The sequence below is a fragment of the Streptomyces sp. NPDC043876 genome (assembly GCF_056435825.1).
On record NZ_JBWKDV010000008.1, the window covers coordinates 154,796 to 169,751 of the forward strand.

The 14,956-nt window shown below is 72.8% G+C and carries 12 protein-coding genes; 7 read left to right on the forward strand and 5 right to left on the reverse strand.

Annotated elements, in window-relative coordinates:
• The first annotated feature begins 4 nt into the window (after positions 1 to 4).
• From AC0693_RS24840 to AC0693_RS24850, 3 genes are all read left to right on the forward strand, one after another.
• Entirely contained in the window at positions 5 to 2,950 is a 2,946-nt protein-coding gene (locus AC0693_RS24840; RefSeq protein ID WP_478802917.1) for an FAD-binding and (Fe-S)-binding domain-containing protein, read from the forward strand.
• A gap of 173 nt (positions 2,951 to 3,123) precedes the next feature.
• Entirely contained in the window at positions 3,124 to 5,010 is a 1,887-nt protein-coding gene (locus AC0693_RS24845; protein ID WP_478802918.1) for an ABC transporter transmembrane domain-containing protein, read from the forward strand.
• Positions 5,007 to 6,788 carry an ABC transporter ATP-binding protein gene (locus AC0693_RS24850; protein ID WP_478802919.1) on the forward strand — a complete coding sequence of 594 codons (1,782 nt, stop codon included), beginning with the start codon at positions 5,007 to 5,009 and terminating at the stop codon, positions 6,786 to 6,788. Before AC0693_RS24845 ends, AC0693_RS24850 begins: the two co-directional genes overlap by 4 nt.
• A gap of 212 nt (positions 6,789 to 7,000) precedes the next feature.
• Here AC0693_RS24850 and AC0693_RS24855 read toward each other — a convergent pair whose 3' ends face one another.
• Positions 7,001 to 7,792, reverse strand: a complete 792-nt coding sequence (locus AC0693_RS24855; RefSeq protein ID WP_468463896.1) for a metal-dependent hydrolase — start codon at positions 7,790 to 7,792, stop codon at positions 7,001 to 7,003.
• Positions 7,793 to 7,935: 143 nt separating this feature from the next.
• Between AC0693_RS24855 and AC0693_RS24860 the strand changes: the two genes are divergently transcribed.
• The 3 genes from AC0693_RS24860 to AC0693_RS24870 all read left to right on the forward strand — a co-directional run bounded on the left by AC0693_RS24860 (position 7,936) and on the right by AC0693_RS24870 (position 11,959).
• Positions 7,936 to 10,449: a DEAD/DEAH box helicase gene (locus tag AC0693_RS24860; protein ID WP_478802920.1), complete on the forward strand. Its 2,514-nt coding sequence runs from the start codon at positions 7,936 to 7,938 to the stop codon at positions 10,447 to 10,449.
• 85 nt (positions 10,450 to 10,534) lie between these two features.
• Positions 10,535 to 11,452, forward strand: a complete 918-nt coding sequence (locus tag AC0693_RS24865; RefSeq protein ID WP_478802921.1) for an acyl-CoA thioesterase — start codon at positions 10,535 to 10,537, stop codon at positions 11,450 to 11,452.
• Positions 11,453 to 11,551: 99 nt separating this feature from the next.
• Positions 11,552 to 11,959: a YchJ family protein gene (locus AC0693_RS24870; RefSeq protein ID WP_478802922.1), complete on the forward strand. Its 408-nt coding sequence runs from the start codon at positions 11,552 to 11,554 to the stop codon at positions 11,957 to 11,959.
• Here AC0693_RS24870 and AC0693_RS24875 read toward each other — a convergent pair.
• Both AC0693_RS24875 and AC0693_RS24880 read right to left on the reverse strand, forming a co-directional pair.
• Positions 11,923 to 12,732 (reverse strand): DUF6397 family protein, encoded by an 810-nt coding sequence (locus tag AC0693_RS24875; protein WP_478802923.1) that lies wholly within the window; start codon positions 12,730 to 12,732, stop codon positions 11,923 to 11,925. The two genes, AC0693_RS24870 and AC0693_RS24875, sit on opposite strands and share 37 nt — an antisense overlap.
• A gap of 116 nt (positions 12,733 to 12,848) precedes the next feature.
• Complete coding sequence (locus tag AC0693_RS24880) at positions 12,849 to 13,247, reverse strand: roadblock/LC7 domain-containing protein (RefSeq protein ID WP_356405937.1); 399 nt, start codon at positions 13,245 to 13,247, stop codon at positions 12,849 to 12,851.
• Positions 13,248 to 13,352: 105 nt separating this feature from the next.
• Between AC0693_RS24880 and AC0693_RS24885 the strand changes: the two genes are divergently transcribed.
• A complete protein-coding gene (locus tag AC0693_RS24885; RefSeq protein WP_478802924.1) occupies positions 13,353 to 13,781 on the forward strand; it encodes a PPOX class F420-dependent oxidoreductase in 429 nt (142 codons plus the stop codon).
• Between the two features lie 75 nt (positions 13,782 to 13,856).
• Here the strand turns inward: AC0693_RS24885 and AC0693_RS24890 are convergent, their stop codons facing one another.
• Together AC0693_RS24890 and AC0693_RS24895 are read right to left on the reverse strand one after the other, a co-directional pair.
• Positions 13,857 to 14,486, reverse strand: coding sequence for a GTP-binding protein (locus AC0693_RS24890; RefSeq protein ID WP_478742471.1), 630 nt, complete (start codon positions 14,484 to 14,486; stop codon positions 13,857 to 13,859).
• 51 nt (positions 14,487 to 14,537) lie between these two features.
• Positions 14,538 to 14,945: a DUF742 domain-containing protein gene (locus AC0693_RS24895; RefSeq protein WP_469316161.1), complete on the reverse strand. Its 408-nt coding sequence runs from the start codon at positions 14,943 to 14,945 to the stop codon at positions 14,538 to 14,540.
• Between the last annotated feature and the right edge of the window lie 11 nt (positions 14,946 to 14,956).

Here is a 14,956-nt window from a genome sequence, read left to right on the forward strand (position 1 = left end):
ACGCATGCCGCTGCTGGAGCCGAAACCGGGAGCCCTGCGTCCGCGCGGCGTCGGCGCTCCGGCCCCCGACCGGGTGCCCGAGCGGCTGGCGGGCGGGACCCCCGAGCCGCTGCGCTCCGAGCTGACGGCGCTGCTCGGCGCCGAGAAGGTGCTGTGGAAGGTCTCCGACCTGGTCCGCTACGCCTCGGACGCCTCCCCCTACCGCTTCGTGCCGCAGGTCGTCGTGGTCGCCGAGGACATCGACGACGTCTCCGCCGTGCTGTCCTACGCCCACGGCAAGCAGCGCGAGGTCGTCTTCCGCGCCGCCGGGACCTCGCTCAACGGCCAGTCCCAGGGCGAGGACATCCTGGTCGACGTGCGCCGCCACTGGGCGGGGATCGAGGTGCTGGAGGAGGGGCTGCGCGCCCGGATCCGGCCCGGCACGACCGTCCAGCGTGCCAATGCCGCGCTCGCCCGGCACGGCCGGGTGCTCGGTCCCGACCCGGCCAGCGCGATCGCCTGCACCCTCGGCGGGGTGGTCGCGAACAACGCCTCGGGCATGACCGCGGGGACCACGAGGAACGCGTACCGGACCCTGTCCTCGCTCACCTTCGTGCTGCCCGGCGGCACCGTGGTGGACACCGCCGACCCGCGGGCCGACGAGGAGCTGGCGCGGGCCGAGCCCGCCCTGTGCCGCGGACTGATGGAGATCAAGCGGGAGATCGAGGCGGACCCGCGGCTCACCGCCCGGATCCGCGCCAAGTACGAGATCAAGAACACCACCGGCTACCGCCTGGACGCGTATCTCGACGGCAGCACGCCGGTGGAGATCCTGCGCGGGCTGATGGTCGGATCCGAAGGCACCCTCGGCTTCATCTCCGAAGTCGTCTTCGACACCCTGCCGCTGGACCGCGAGCTGTCCAGTGCCCTGCTCTTCTTCCCCTCGCTGCCCGCCGCCGCGGCGGCCGTGCCCCTCTTCACGGCGGCAGGTGCGATCGCCGTCGAGCTGATGGACGGCAACACGCTGCGCGCCTCGGTCCGCGTGGCGGGCGTACCGGCGGACTGGGCCGTGCTGCCCAAGGACACGACCGCGCTGCTCGTGGAGTTCCGGGCGCCGGACGCCGCGGGCCGGGCGGCGTACGAGCGGCGCGCGGCCGAGCTGGTCGCCGGGCTGGACCTCGTCGCCCCGGTGGCCTCGGTGACCAACGCCTTCACCTCCGATCCCGCGGCCATCGGCGGGTTCTGGACGGCCCGCAAGGCCTTCGTCACCGCCGTCGGCGGCGCCCGCGCCCCCGGCACCACCCTGATCACGGAGGACTTCGCCGTCCCGCCCGCCCGCCTGGCCGAGGCCTGCGAGGCCCTCCTGGAACTCCAGGCGGAGCACGGTTTCGACGCCGCCGTCGCCGGTCACGCGGCCCACGGCAACCTGCACTTCCTGCTGGCCTTCGACGCCGCGCTGCCCGCCGACGTCGCGCGGTACGAGGCGTTCATGGACGCCTTCTGCCGGCTGACCGTCGAGCGGTTCGACGGTTCGCTGAAGGCCGAGCACTCCACGGGCCGCAACATGGCCCCCTTCCTGGAACTGGAATGGGGGGCCGCGGCCACCGCGCTGATGTGGCGCACCAAGCGGCTCGTCGATCCCGGCGCGGTGCTCGCGCCACGGATCCTGCTGGACCGCGACCCGCGCGCCCACCTGCGGGGACTCAAGACGATCCCGACGGTGGAGGCGGTCGTGGACCCCTGCATCGAGTGCGGGTTCTGCGAGCCGACCTGCCCCAGCAAGGACCTCACGACCACCCCCCGGCAGCGGATCGTGCTGCGCCGCGAGATGACGCGCCAGCAGCCCGGCTCCCGCGTACTGGACGGGCTCCTCGACTCCTACGGCTACGACGCCGTGGACACCTGCGCGGGTGATTCCACCTGCCGGATCGCCTGCCCGGTCGGCATCGACACCGGCGCCCTGATGAGGGACTTGCGCCACCGCCGTCACGGCCCGCGCGAGGAGCGGGCGGCCGCCTTCGCCGCCCGGCACTTCGCGGCGGTGGAGAGCGCCGCGCGGCTCGCGGTCGCCGCGGCGGACCGGATCACCGACCGCGTCGGTGACGGCCCGCTGCGGCTGGTCACGGGGGCCGCGCGCAAGGCCGTACGCCCGGACCTGGTGCCGCGGTGGCTGCCGCAGATTCCGGGCGCGGCGGCCCGCGCGCTGCCCGCCACCCGGCGGGTCGGCGCCCGCGCCGTGTACTACCCGGCCTGCGTCAACCGGATCTTCGGCGGACCCGAGGGCGGTGACGGGACGGCCGGGCCCTCGCTGCCCGAAGCCGTGGTCGCGCTCGGCGCCCGGGCGGGGCGGCCGGTGTGGATCCCCCAGGACGTCAAGGGCACTTGCTGCGCCACGATCTGGCACTCCAAGGGCTACGACGCCGGGAACCGGCTGATGGCGAACCGGATCGTGGAGGCCGCCTGGGGCTGGACGGCGGGCGGCCGGCTGCCCCTCGTCGTGGACGCCTCCTCCTGCACCCTGGGCCTCGCCCACGAGGTCATCCCGTACCTGACCGCCGACAACCGCGACCTGCACGCCGCACTGACCGTCGTCGACTCCGTCGTCTGGGCGGCCGAGGAGCTGCTGCCGCGTCTGGAGGTGCTGCGCACGGTCGGTTCGGCGGTGGTGCACCCGACCTGTTCGATGCGCCATCTGGGCGACGAGGCCGAGCTGCGGGCCGTGGCGCAGGCCTGCGCGCGGGAGGTGGCCGTGCCGGACGACGCGGGCTGCTGCGCCTTCGCGGGCGACCGCGGCATGCTGCATCCGGAGCTGACGGACGCCGCGACGGCGCGGGAGGCCGCGGAGGTCACGGCGCGCTCCTACGACGTCCACCTGTCGGCGAACCGCATGTGCGAGGTGGGCATGGAACGGGCCACCGGGCGCGGTTACCGCTCGGTGCTGCTGGAGCTGGAACGGGCCACCCGCCCCTGAGTTCCCCGGCCGACGGGCCGGAGCGCCCCCGTCCGGTCCGGTCGTCCGCGGTCCGGGCAGGGGCCCCGCGACCATGGCCGGTTCTGGTCCCGGCGATGGTAAATCGATTGCCCCGCATGGTGTTCAAAGGCGAACCTTGCACGGTTTGAACCACTACCGAGTCATGGGGCGTCATGCAGATCAGCGATCTTCCGTATCCGGACCCAGGGGTACCCGACGCGCGATCCGGGCCCCGGTTCCTGCTGTGGCTCGGACGCAATCAGCTCGCCGGACAGCTCAAGAGCCTGTGCTGGGGGCTGCTGCACTTCTGCGGGATCGCCGGGCTGCCCTTCGCCGTCGGCCTCGGTGTCCAGGCGGTCGTGGACCGCGACGGCACCCGGCTGATCCTGGTCGGCGGGCTCGTCCTGCTCATCGGGATCGCGATCTCGCTCGGTGACACCATGCTGCACCGGACGGCCGTGACCAACTGGATCACCGCCGCCGCCCGGGTCCAGCAACTGCTCGCCCGCAAGACCGCCGAGCTGGGCGCCGCCCTCACCCGGCGGGTCGCCGCGGGCGAGGTAGTGGCCGTCTCCACCGGGGACGTCGAGAAGATCGGCTGGTTCGTCGAGGCGGTCTCGCGGTTCCTCGCCGCCGCCGTCGCCGTCGTCGTGATCTGCGTCGGCCTGGTCTTCTACGCGCCCGCGCTCGGTGTGGTCGTCGCGGGCGGGGTGCCCGTACTGGCCCTGGCCGTCCTGCCGTTGCTGCCGCGCGCCACCAGGCGCGCCGACATCCAGCGCGAGAAGGCGGGCAGGGCCACCGAGCTGGCCTCGGACACGGTGGCCGGGCTGCGCGTGCTGCGCGGGATCGGCGGCGAGGAACTGTTCCTCGGACGCTACCGCGAGGCCTCCCAGGAGGTCCGCAAGGCCGCCGTGCGCAGCGCCCGCATGTGGGCGCTGATCTCCGCGATCCAGGTGCTGCTGCCGGGCCTGCTGCTCATCACGGTGGTCTGGTACGGCGCCACGCTGGTCCTGGACGGGCGGATCACGGTGGGCGAACTCGTCGCGGTCTTCAGCGCGGTGGCCCTGATGCTGTACCCGCTGCGGCACTTCGAGGAGATCGCCATGGCGTACTCCTTCTCGCGGCCCTCCGCCAAGCGGGCCGCCCGGGTGCTGTCGCTGACCCGTACGGACCCCGGTCCCGACGGCGACGCTCCCGCGGAACCGGGCGCGCGGGCAACCGCCGCGCAGCGCGCGGAAGCGGACGCTCCGCCGGCGGCGAAGCCCGCGGCCCCGGCCCCCGGGAGCGACCTGTACGACCCGGAGACCGGACTGATGGCCCCCGCGGGCGTGTTCACCGCCGTGGTCTGCGGTGACCCGGACCTCGCGGGGCGCCTGGCGGAGCGCCTCGGCGGTCATCCGGCCGACGCGGTCGGCGGTCCGTCGGTACTGCTGGGCGGGATCGCGCTGGACGAACTGGAACTGGACACGGCGCGCACGCTGGTGCTCGTCCAGGACAAGGATCCGGTGCTGCTGTCCGGCACGCTGCGCGAGCTGCTCGACGTACCGGCGTCCGCCGCGGTCGAGGCCTCGGCGGCGCTGGCGGCGGCCCAGTGCGCGGACGTCCTGGACGCGCTGTCGCAGTCCGCGCCGGACGGGGTGGACGACCCGATGGACGCGCGGATCACCGAGCGCGGACGCTCCCTGTCCGGTGGTCAGCGCCAACGGCTCGCGCTGGCGCGCTCGCTGGTCACCGACCCGGAGGTGCTGGTGCTGGACGAGCCGACCTCGGCGGTCGACTCGCACACCGAGGCCCGGATCGCGGAGGGCCTCGCGACGCTGCGCGCGGGGCGCACGACGGTCGTCCTGGCGTCGTCGCCGCTGCTGCTGGACCGCGCCGACCGGGTCGTCCTGGTCGACGGGGGCACGGTGGCCGCGGTCGGAACGCACCGGGAACTGCTGCACGGCGAGCCGCGCTACCGCGCGGTCGTCACGCGCGAGACCGACGAGGAACAGCTGCTCGGCGCGGTCGAGCGGATCGAGACGCTGCGGGAACTCACAGAGATCGAGGAATCGGCATGATCGGCGTGGTGGCGCCGGAGTACGATCCGGCCGCCCCCGAAACCGTCGCCACCCTTCCGGTGGGCACGACGGCGACGGTACGGGGCTATGTGCGCGCTCTGCTGCGGCGGCACCGACGGGCGTTCGTCCTCCTGGTGACGGTCAATGCGGTCGCGGTGGTCTCCTCCATGACCGGCCCCTATCTGCTCGGCCGGGTGGTGGACGATCTCGCGGCGGGGGCGCGCGACCTGAATCTGGGGCGCGTGGCGCTGCTGTTCGCGCTGGCGCTGCTCGTCCAGACGCTGTTCGTGCGGATGGTCCGGCTGCGCGGGGCCATGCTCGGCGAGGAGATGCTGGCCGATCTGCGCGAGGACTTCCTGGTCCGCTCGGTGGGCCTGCCGCCCGGCGTGCTGGAGCGCGCGGGCACCGGGGACCTGCTGTCGCGGATCACCACCGACATCGACCGGCTCGCCAACGCGATGCGCGAGGCGGTGCCGCAGCTGGCCATCGGTGTGGTGTGGGCGGGGCTGCTCTTCGGGGCGCTCGCCGTCACCGCGCCGCCGCTGGCCCTGGCGGCCCTGGTGGCGATGCCGGTGCTGGTGCTCGGCTGGCGCTGGTACTTCAAGCGGGCGCCCTCGGCGTACCGGTCGGAGGCGGCGGGGTACGCGGCGGTCGCGGCCGCGCTCACCGAGACGGTGGACGCGGGCCGCACGGTCGAGGCGCACCGCCTGGGCGGGCGCCGGATCGCTCTGTCCGAGCAGCGGATCAAGGAGTGGACGGCCTGGGAGCGGTACACGCTGTTCCTGCGGTCGGTGCTCTTCCCCGTCATCAACATCACCTACGTGACGATCCTGGGGTCGGTGCTGCTGATCGGCGGCTACTGCGTCCTGCGGGGCTGGATGTCGGTGGGACAGATGACGACCGGCGCGCTGCTGGCGCAGATGATGGTCGACCCGATCGGGCTGATCCTGCGCTGGTACGACGAACTCCAGGTCGCCCAGGTCTCCCTGGCCCGGCTGGTCGGGGTGCGGGAGATCGAACCCGACGCGGGTGACGAGCACGTCGTGCCCGACGGCCGGGACGTACGGGCCGACGGGGTCCGGTTCGGTTACCGCGAGGGGGTCGACGTCCTGCACGAGGTGTCCCTGTCGGTCCCGCCGGGCACCCGGGTCGCCCTGGTGGGCCCTTCGGGGGCGGGCAAGTCCACGCTGGGCAGGCTCCTGGCGGGCATCTACGCGCCGCGCGAGGGCGAGGTCACGCTCGGCGCGGCGCAGTTGGCGCGGATGCCCGCGGAGCGGGTGCGCGAGCACGTGGCGCTGGTCAACCAGGAGCACCACGTCTTCGTGGGGAGCCTGCGCGACAACCTGCGCCTCGCCCGGTCGGGCGCCGGGGACGCGGAGCTGTGGGCGGCGCTGGGCGCGGTGGACGCGGACGGGTGGGCCAGGGCGCTGGAGAGCGGTCTGGACACCGAGGTCGGGTCGGGCGCCGCGACGCTCACCCCGGCGCAGGCGCAGCAGATCGCGCTGGCCCGGCTGGTGCTCGCCGATCCGCACACGCTGGTCCTGGACGAGGCGACCTCGCTGCTGGATCCGCGGGCGGCCCGGCACCTGGAGCGCTCGCTGGCCCGGGTGCTGGAGGGACGTACGGTCGTGGCGATCGCGCACCGGCTGCACACCGCGCACGACGCGGACGTCATCGCGGTGGTGGAGGCGGGCCGGATCAGCGAGCTGGGTTCGCACGACGAACTGGTCGCCGCCGACGGTGCGTACGCGGCGCTGTGGCGCTCCTGGCACGGCTGATCCGGGGCCGCCGGTGCGGCCTGGGTGCGGGAGAGCCGTGTGCCCCGTCCCGTCCACTGTTGTGGACGGGACGGGGCACGGGTCGTTCCCGGGGGGAACGAAGTGGCCGCCCGGCTCCCGGCACCAGGATGTACGTGGCCGTGTCGTCCAGGGAGTGCGCGGTGACCGTACGGACGCCCTTGCGCGACGAGGGCCGCCGGGTGCCGGGGAGGTCAGATGAAGCCGAGGGCGGCGGCCCCGCCCACGCCTCCGAGCAGCATGAACACCGGCATGAGGACCTTCAGCTCGACCCAGCTGCCCGCGCGGAAGCGCATCATCTTCGGCGGGCCGATCGGGTACCAGCGTTTGCCCGCGATGGGGAGGGGCCACAGGACGGGGCAGCCCGATACGGTCAGCGCGTCCCCGATGTCGTGGACCAGCGCGCCGAGCACGATCGGCAGGCCGAGCCAGAGGTACTCCTCGCCGGGAGCGGTGAACAGCCAGCTCGCGCCGTTGCCCGGCTGGTCCAGTACCCCGGCCAGTATCCAGGCGCTGGTGGCGCCGAGCAGCCAGACGAGGATGTCGCTGGACATCCGGGCGGCCCGCCACAGCAGGCCTTCGACGGCGAGCACGAGGTGGACGAAGAGCAGTGCGAGGACGCCCCAGCGGTCCGTGGTGACGGCCAGCGCCGAGGAGCCGCCGCCGATCAGGACGGCCCACAGCCAGGTGTGGGTGAGGGTGCGGTGCCCTCCGGTGCGGCGGGCGTCGCGCGGGGAGCGGGTCGCCTTGTAGACGGCGTAGGAGATCTTGTCGACCACCTCGCAGAGGCCCCGGGAGAGCGGTCCGAAGGCGCGCGAGATCGTCGCGGACTTGTGGTCGAGGTCGGGGGCCAGGGCCGCACCCGCGCAGATGAGCGCGCCGACGACGAGGACCGGCCAGGGCATGGGGTAACCGGCGGCCGCGGTCGCCGCGCCCACCCCCAGCCAGGCCGCTGCCCCGGAGAGTGAGTGCGCCGGACCCATCATGGTCGTTCCCGCCCCATTGGTGTGAGGTCGGGCCCAGTTGACGGTTTCGTTCGGGCCCGGTCAACGGCACAGCGTACCGGCGATGATCTTCTTCGATGCCGCCGGTTCCCTCATCCGGGGGGAAGCCAGGCAAGATGGGGGGCGTGACCCTCATTGATCAGCTCCCGCCGAACGCCGACCCCGATGCCCTGTTCGAGGCTTTCTCCTCGTGGGCCGAGGACCAGGGCATCGCCCTGTACCCGGCGCAGGAGGAGGCCCTGATCGAGGTCGTCTCCGGGGCGAACGTGATCCTCTCCACCCCGACCGGATCCGGCAAGAGCCTGGTGGCCGCCGGCGCCCACTTCACCGCGCTGGCCCAGGACAAGGTCACCTTCTACACCGCGCCGATCAAGGCCCTGGTGTCGGAGAAGTTCTTCGACCTGTGCAAGCTCTTCGGCACCGAGAACGTCGGCATGCTGACCGGTGACGCCTCGGTGAACTCGGACGCTCCGGTGATCTGCTGCACCGCCGAGGTGCTGGCCTCCATCGCCCTGCGCGACGGCCGCAACGCCGACATCGGCCAGGTCGTGATGGACGAGTTCCACTTCTATGCCGAGCCGGACCGCGGCTGGGCCTGGCAGATCCCGCTGCTGGAACTGCCGCAGGCGCAGTTCGTCCTGATGTCGGCCACCCTCGGCGACATGAAGCGGTTCGAGGAGGACCTGACCCGGCGCACCGGGCGGCCGACCTCGGTGGTCCGCTCCGCGACCCGGCCCGTCCCGCTGTCGTACGAATACGTGACCACGCCGATCACCGACACCATCACCGAACTGCTGGAAACCCGGCAGGCGCCCGTGTACATCGTGCACTTCACCCAGGCCCAGGCCGTCGAGCGGGCGCAGTCGTTGATGAGCATCAACATGTGCACGCGCGAGGAGAAGGACAAGATCGCCGAGCTGATCGGCCACTTCCGCTTCACCACCAAGTTCGGCCAGAACCTCTCGCGCTACGTCCGCCACGGGATCGGCGTCCACCACGCGGGCATGCTGCCGAAGTACCGGCGCCTGGTCGAGAAGCTGGCCCAGGCCGGTCTGCTCAAGGTGATCTGCGGCACCGACACCCTGGGTGTCGGCGTGAACGTCCCGATCCGCACGGTCCTCTTCACCGCGCTCACCAAGTACGACGGCACCCGGGTCCGCACGCTGCGGGCGCGCGAGTTCCACCAGATCGCCGGCCGGGCCGGACGGGCGGGCTTCGACACCGCGGGGTACGTGGTCGCCCAGGCGCCCGAGCACGTGATCGAGAACGAGAAGGCGCTCGCGAAGGCGGGCGACGACCCGAAGAAGCGCCGCAAGGTGGTCCGCAAGAAGGCGCCCGAGGGATTCGTCGCCTGGTCCGACACCACCTTCGAGAAGCTGATCGGCGCCGACCCGGAGGCGCTGACCTCGCGCTTCAAGGTCACCAACATCATGCTGCTGTCGGTCATCGCCCGGCCCGGCGATGCCTTCAAGGCGATGCGCCACCTCCTGGAGGACAACCACGAGCCGCGCAAGAGCCAGCTGCGCCACATCCGCCGGGCCATCGCGATCTACCGCTCGCTGCTGGACGGCGGGGTGGTCGAGAAGCTCGACACCCCGGACGTGGAGGGCCGCACGATCCGGCTGACCGTGGACCTCCAGCAGGACTTCGCGCTGAACCAGCCGCTGTCCACCTTCGCGCTGGCCTCCTTCGACCTGCTGGACCCGGAGTCCCCCTCCTACGCGCTGGACATGGTGTCGGTCGTGGAATCCACGCTGGACGACCCGCGCCAGATCCTCGCCGCGCAGCAGAACAAGGAGCGCGGCATCGCCGTGGGCGCGATGAAGGCCGACGGGATCGAGTACGAGGAGCGGATGGAGCGGCTCCAGGACGTCACCTATCCGAAGCCGCTCGAAGAGCTGCTCCTGCACGCCTACGACGTGTACAGCAAGAGCCACCCGTGGGTCCGTGACCACCCGGTCTCCCCGAAGTCGATCATCCGCGACATGTACGAGCGCGCGATGACCTTCACCGAGTTCACCGCCTTCTACGAGCTGGCCCGCACCGAGGGCATCGTGCTGCGCTACCTCGCGGGCGCGTACAAGGCGCTCGACCACACCATCCCGGACGACCTGAAGTCCGAGGACCTCCAGGACCTCATCGCCTGGCTCGGCGAGCTGGTCCGCCAGGTCGACTCCAGCCTGCTCGACGAGTGGGAGCAGCTGGCGAACCCGGAGGTGGAGACGGCGGAGCAGGCCCAGGAGAAGGCCGACCAGGTCAAGCCGGTCACGGCCAACGCCCGCGCCTTCCGCGTCCTGGTCCGCAACGCCATGTTCCGCCGGGTGGAGCTGGCCGCCCTGGACAACCTCCACGAGCTCGGCGAGCTGGACTCCGAGTCCGGCTGGAACGCGGACGCGTGGGGCGACGCGATGGACGCCTACTGGGACGAGTACGACGACCTCGGCACCGGCCCCGACGCCCGCGGCCCCAAGCTGCTGATGATCGAGGAGGACGCGGAGCACGGTCTGTGGCGCGTCCGCCAGGCCTTCGCCGACCCCAACGGCGACCATGGCTGGGGCATCAGCGCCGAGGTCGACCTCGCGGCGTCCGACGAGGAGGGCCGGGCGGTCGTCCGGGTCACCGCCGTCGGCGAACTCTGACCGTCCCCGCCACCCCGTCCCGCATCCGTCCGGCGCCCTCGACGCCACCGGCACCGCCGCCCCCGAGCCCCGTGGAGAACCCCTGATGACGAACCCCGCCGAGAGACTGGTCGACCTGCTCGACCTGGAGCAGATCGAGGTCAACATCTTCCGCGGCCGCAGCCCGCAGGAGTCCCTCCAGCGGGTCTTCGGCGGCCAGGTGGCTGGCCAGGCGCTGGTAGCGGCCGGCCGGACCACCGAGGGCGGGCGGCCGGTCCATTCGCTGCACGCGTACTTCCTGCGCCCCGGCATCCCCGGCGTGCCGATCGTGTACCAGGTGGAGCGGGTGCGGGACGGGCGCTCCTTCACCACCCGCCGCGTCACCGCGGTCCAGCAGGGCAAGACGATCTTCAACCTCACCGCCTCCTTCCATCGGCCGGAGGAGGGCGGCATCGAGCACCAGCTGCCTCCTCGCATGGATTTTCCACACCCCGACACGCTGCCGAAGGTCGTGGACGAGATCCGCGAACACCTCGGGGCGCTGCCGGAGGCGCTGGAGCGGATGGCCCGCCGCCAGCCCTTCGACATCCGGTACGTGGACCGGCTCCGCTGGACCCCCGAGGAGCTCAAGGACGCCGATCCGCGCAGCGCCGTCTGGATGCGCGCGGTCGGCCCGCTGGGCGACGACCCCCTCGTGCACACCTGCGCGCTGACCTACGCCAGCGACATGACCCTCCTCGACGCCGTGCGCATCCCCGTCGAGCCGCTGTGGGGCATGCGCGGTTTCGACATGGCGAGCCTGGACCACGCCATGTGGTTCCACCGGCCCTTCCGCGCGGACGAGTGGTTCCTCTACGACCAGGAGTCCCCCATCGCCCACGGCGGCCGGGGGCTGGCTCGCGGCCGGATCTACGATGTGGAGGGCAGGCTGCTGGTCTCGGTCGTCCAGGAGGGGCTGTTCCGTCCCTACCCGGCCGCCCCGCCGAAGCCGTCCGCCACGGCGGAGCAGTCCGACCCCTCCTGACCTTGCGGCCCGTGCGCCCCCGGCCCCAGCCGGGTGCGCCGCCACCTCCGCCCCGGGTCCGCCCCCGTCCGCCCCGTCACCGAAGAGCTGAGCGCGCCCATGCCGACCCCGAACCCGGCCCGCCCCTGTCCCTGCGGGCTGCCCGCCGCCTACCCGGACTGCTGCGGCCGCTTCCACTCCGGCGAGCGGCAGGCGCCGACCGCGGAGCTTCTGATGCGGTCCCGGTTCAGCGCCTTCGCGATCGGGGACACCGCCTACCTGCTCCGCTCCTGGCATCCCTCGACCCGCCCCGGGCGGCTCGACCTGGACCCCGGGCAGCGCTGGGAGCGGCTGGAGATCCTGCGCACGGAGCGCGGCGGGACGTTCGAGACGCAGGGCACGGTGGAGTTCCGGGCGCACTACCGGGAGGCCGGGCACACCGGCTCGCTGCGCGAACACAGCACCTTCTCCCGCGAGGACGGCGCCTGGGTCTACGTCGGCCCCCTCTCGCCGGTCGTCTTCGACTGATCCCGCGCTCCGGCGAGCGCGAACTCCAGACTCGTCCGGTACCAGCGCAGCTCGTCCGGGGGCTCGGCCAGCAGCAGGGCGGTCGCGACGGCCGCCGCGGCCGGGATCTGCGGATGCCCGTAGGGCGGGGGCGGGGCCAGCCCCGTGAGCAGGATCCGCTCCGCCCGGTCGGGCACGGCCCGCTCCAGTTCATCCTCCGGCAGCACGGAAGCCAGTACCGCCGCCCGCTCCCAGGGATCCGCGGTCCGTCTCAGCAGCAACCCCACATGCCGTCCGCGCCACCGCCGGGGCCGCAGATCCGCCCGGCGCTCCATCAGCTCCCGGTCCTCCGGAGGCGCGCTCCCGCTCAGCAGCCGGGGCTCCCGCCGGGCGAAGTCGGCCAGCTCCGAGGCGAGGTAGAGCCAGACGACGGCCCGGTACCGGTTGATCCGGTACCCGACCGGCGTGACCCGCCCGCAGCGCGCGAGCCGGGTGAACCGGCCCGGGCTGATCTTCACCAGCTCCGCCGCATCCGCCGCGCCCACCGTCCTGACCTGCTCGCGCAGGGCGTCCGGGAACCCCTCGGCCGCCCTGATCCGGTCCAGCTCGGCCCGCGCGAACCGCGGAGCCCCGCTCGGCGCGCTCGGCCCGGCCCGGACCAGGCCCAGCTGTACGGCCCGCGCGAACTCGCTGCGCCCGAGCCCCAGTTCCTCGGCGGCCCGGCCGCCGCTCAGCACCTCCGGCGGCCTCCCGACTACCGGACCCACGGCCACGGTCCTGCTCTTGACCTCCATGACGGTCCTCCCCCGCACACGTTGACTACTCTGCGTGAAGACCGTAACTCAGAGTGACCATAGCGTGCAAGGGCGTCACGGATCCTGTGGACAACTCGCGGCGCCGACCAGCCCCGCTACTCCCCCGTCATCCGCCGCTCCGCGACGCCCAGGTGCTCACCCACCCGGTTCACCAGCAACGTCATCTCGTACGCGACCTGCACGTAGTCCGCGTCGGCAGCCGTCAGCACACACAGGGAGCTGCCCTCGCCCGCCGCCATCACCAGCAGGACGCCGTCGTCGTACTCGACGACCGTCTGGCGCACCTCACCGGCACGGAAGTGGCGGCCCGAGCCCTTCGCCAGGCTCTGCAGCCCGGCCGCGACCGCCGACAGGTGCTCGGCGTCCTCCCGTGCCAGGCCCGCGCTCGCGCTCGTCACCAGGCCGTCATTGGAGAGCACCACCACGTGCCGGACCTGCTGGATCCTGCGCGTCAGGTCGTCCAGCAGCCAGTCGAGCTGCTTGTCCAGTGCCATTTTCCGCCCCTCCCCGTCGACCCGGCCGGCCGGCCGCGCCCACCCCCGCTGCGTCGTCTCGCCAGCCTTCCCCACCAGGGGCTTTCCGGCAAGGAGGATGTCCCCATGGCGAAGAAGATGACTCAAGAGGAATGGCGGGCGTTCGTCTCGCACTCCACCCGCACCGGCAAGCTGTCGACCGTCCGCGAGGACGGGAGTCCGCACATCGCTCCCATCTGGTTCGTACTCGACGGTGACGCGTTCGTCTTCAACACCGGTGCGGACACCGTCAAGGGGCGCAATCTCGCCCGAGACGGCCGCGTCGCGCTCTGTGTGGACGACGACCGGCCCCCGTTCTCCTACGTCGTCCTCCAGGGACGGGCCTCGATCAGCGAGGACATGGACGACATGCTGGTCTGGGCCACCCGGATCGGGGGGCGCTACATGGGCGAGGACCGCGCCGAGGCCTTCGGCCGGCGCAACGCCGTCCCGGGCGAACTCCTCGTGCGCGTCCCGATCGACAAGGTGATCTCGATGGCCGGCGTCGCCGACTGACGGACCGGGCGCGGCCGCCGGTCACCCGGCGACCGCGCCCCCGCTCACACCACGCACCCCGTCCGACGTCCCGTCTCACACCGAGCCCGCCTGCGGCTCCACCGATTCGAGCAGCCGGGCGGTGTGCCTGCGCCCGGCGTACTCGACCAGCCTGATCAGCACTTCCTTCCCCGAGTCCCGGTCCCGGGCATCGCACAGCACCACCGGAGTGCCCGGCTCCAGGTCCAGCGCCCCGGCCACGTCGTGCGCCCCGTAACCCCGTTCGCCCGAGAAGCAGTTGACGGCCACCACGAAGGGGATGCGGCGGTGCTCGAAGTAGTCCACCGCCGGGAAGCAGTCCTGGAGCCGCCGGGTGTCGGCGAGCACCACCGCCCCGAGCGCGCCCTGCGACAGCTCGTCCCACAGGAACCAGAAGCGGTCCTGGCCGGGCGTACCGAAGAGATACAGCGACAGGCCCTCCCGGATGGTGATCCGGCCGAAGTCCATGGCGACCGTCGTGGTGGTCTTGCGCTCCACGCCGCCCGTGTCGTCGACGAGTTCGCCCGCCTCGCTGAGCGTCTCCTCCGTCCGCAGCGGACGGATCTCGCTGACCGCCCCCACGAGCGTGGTCTTGCCCACCCCGAACCCCCCGGCCACGAGTATCTTCAGGGCGAGCGGGGCCAGTTCCTCTTCCGCCTCCGGCCGCTGGACCTGCTGTCCCGACATGGTCGTCCCCTCACTCTCGAGCCCGCGCATACGACGGTCGCGAACGCCCCGTCACAACGCCCTGAGTCCTTCGATGACTTCGCGCAGGATCCGTTCGTCCGGCAAGCGGGCCGGCGGTACGGGCCCCCGCACCCGGACGTGGCCCGCCTCCAGCAGATCCCCCAGCAGCACCCGGACCACCCCGACCGGCAGGTCCGCGTCGGCGGCGAGTTCCGCGACCGACTGGGTCTGCGCCCGGCACAGTCCGAGCAGGGCGCGGTGCTCCGGGCCGAGCAGGGAGTCCGCGGCCGCGTCCACGGCGCCCGGTTCGACGACCACCAGGGCGATCAGGTCGAAGCGCACGCCGTGCGGACCGGGCTTGGTGCGCCCGCCCGTCATGGCGTACGGGCGCACCAGCGGGCCCGCGTCGCCGTCGTACCACCGGCCGCTCGCCGCGGGGTCGTTCCTCGGGCCGTCCACCGCCGCGGCCG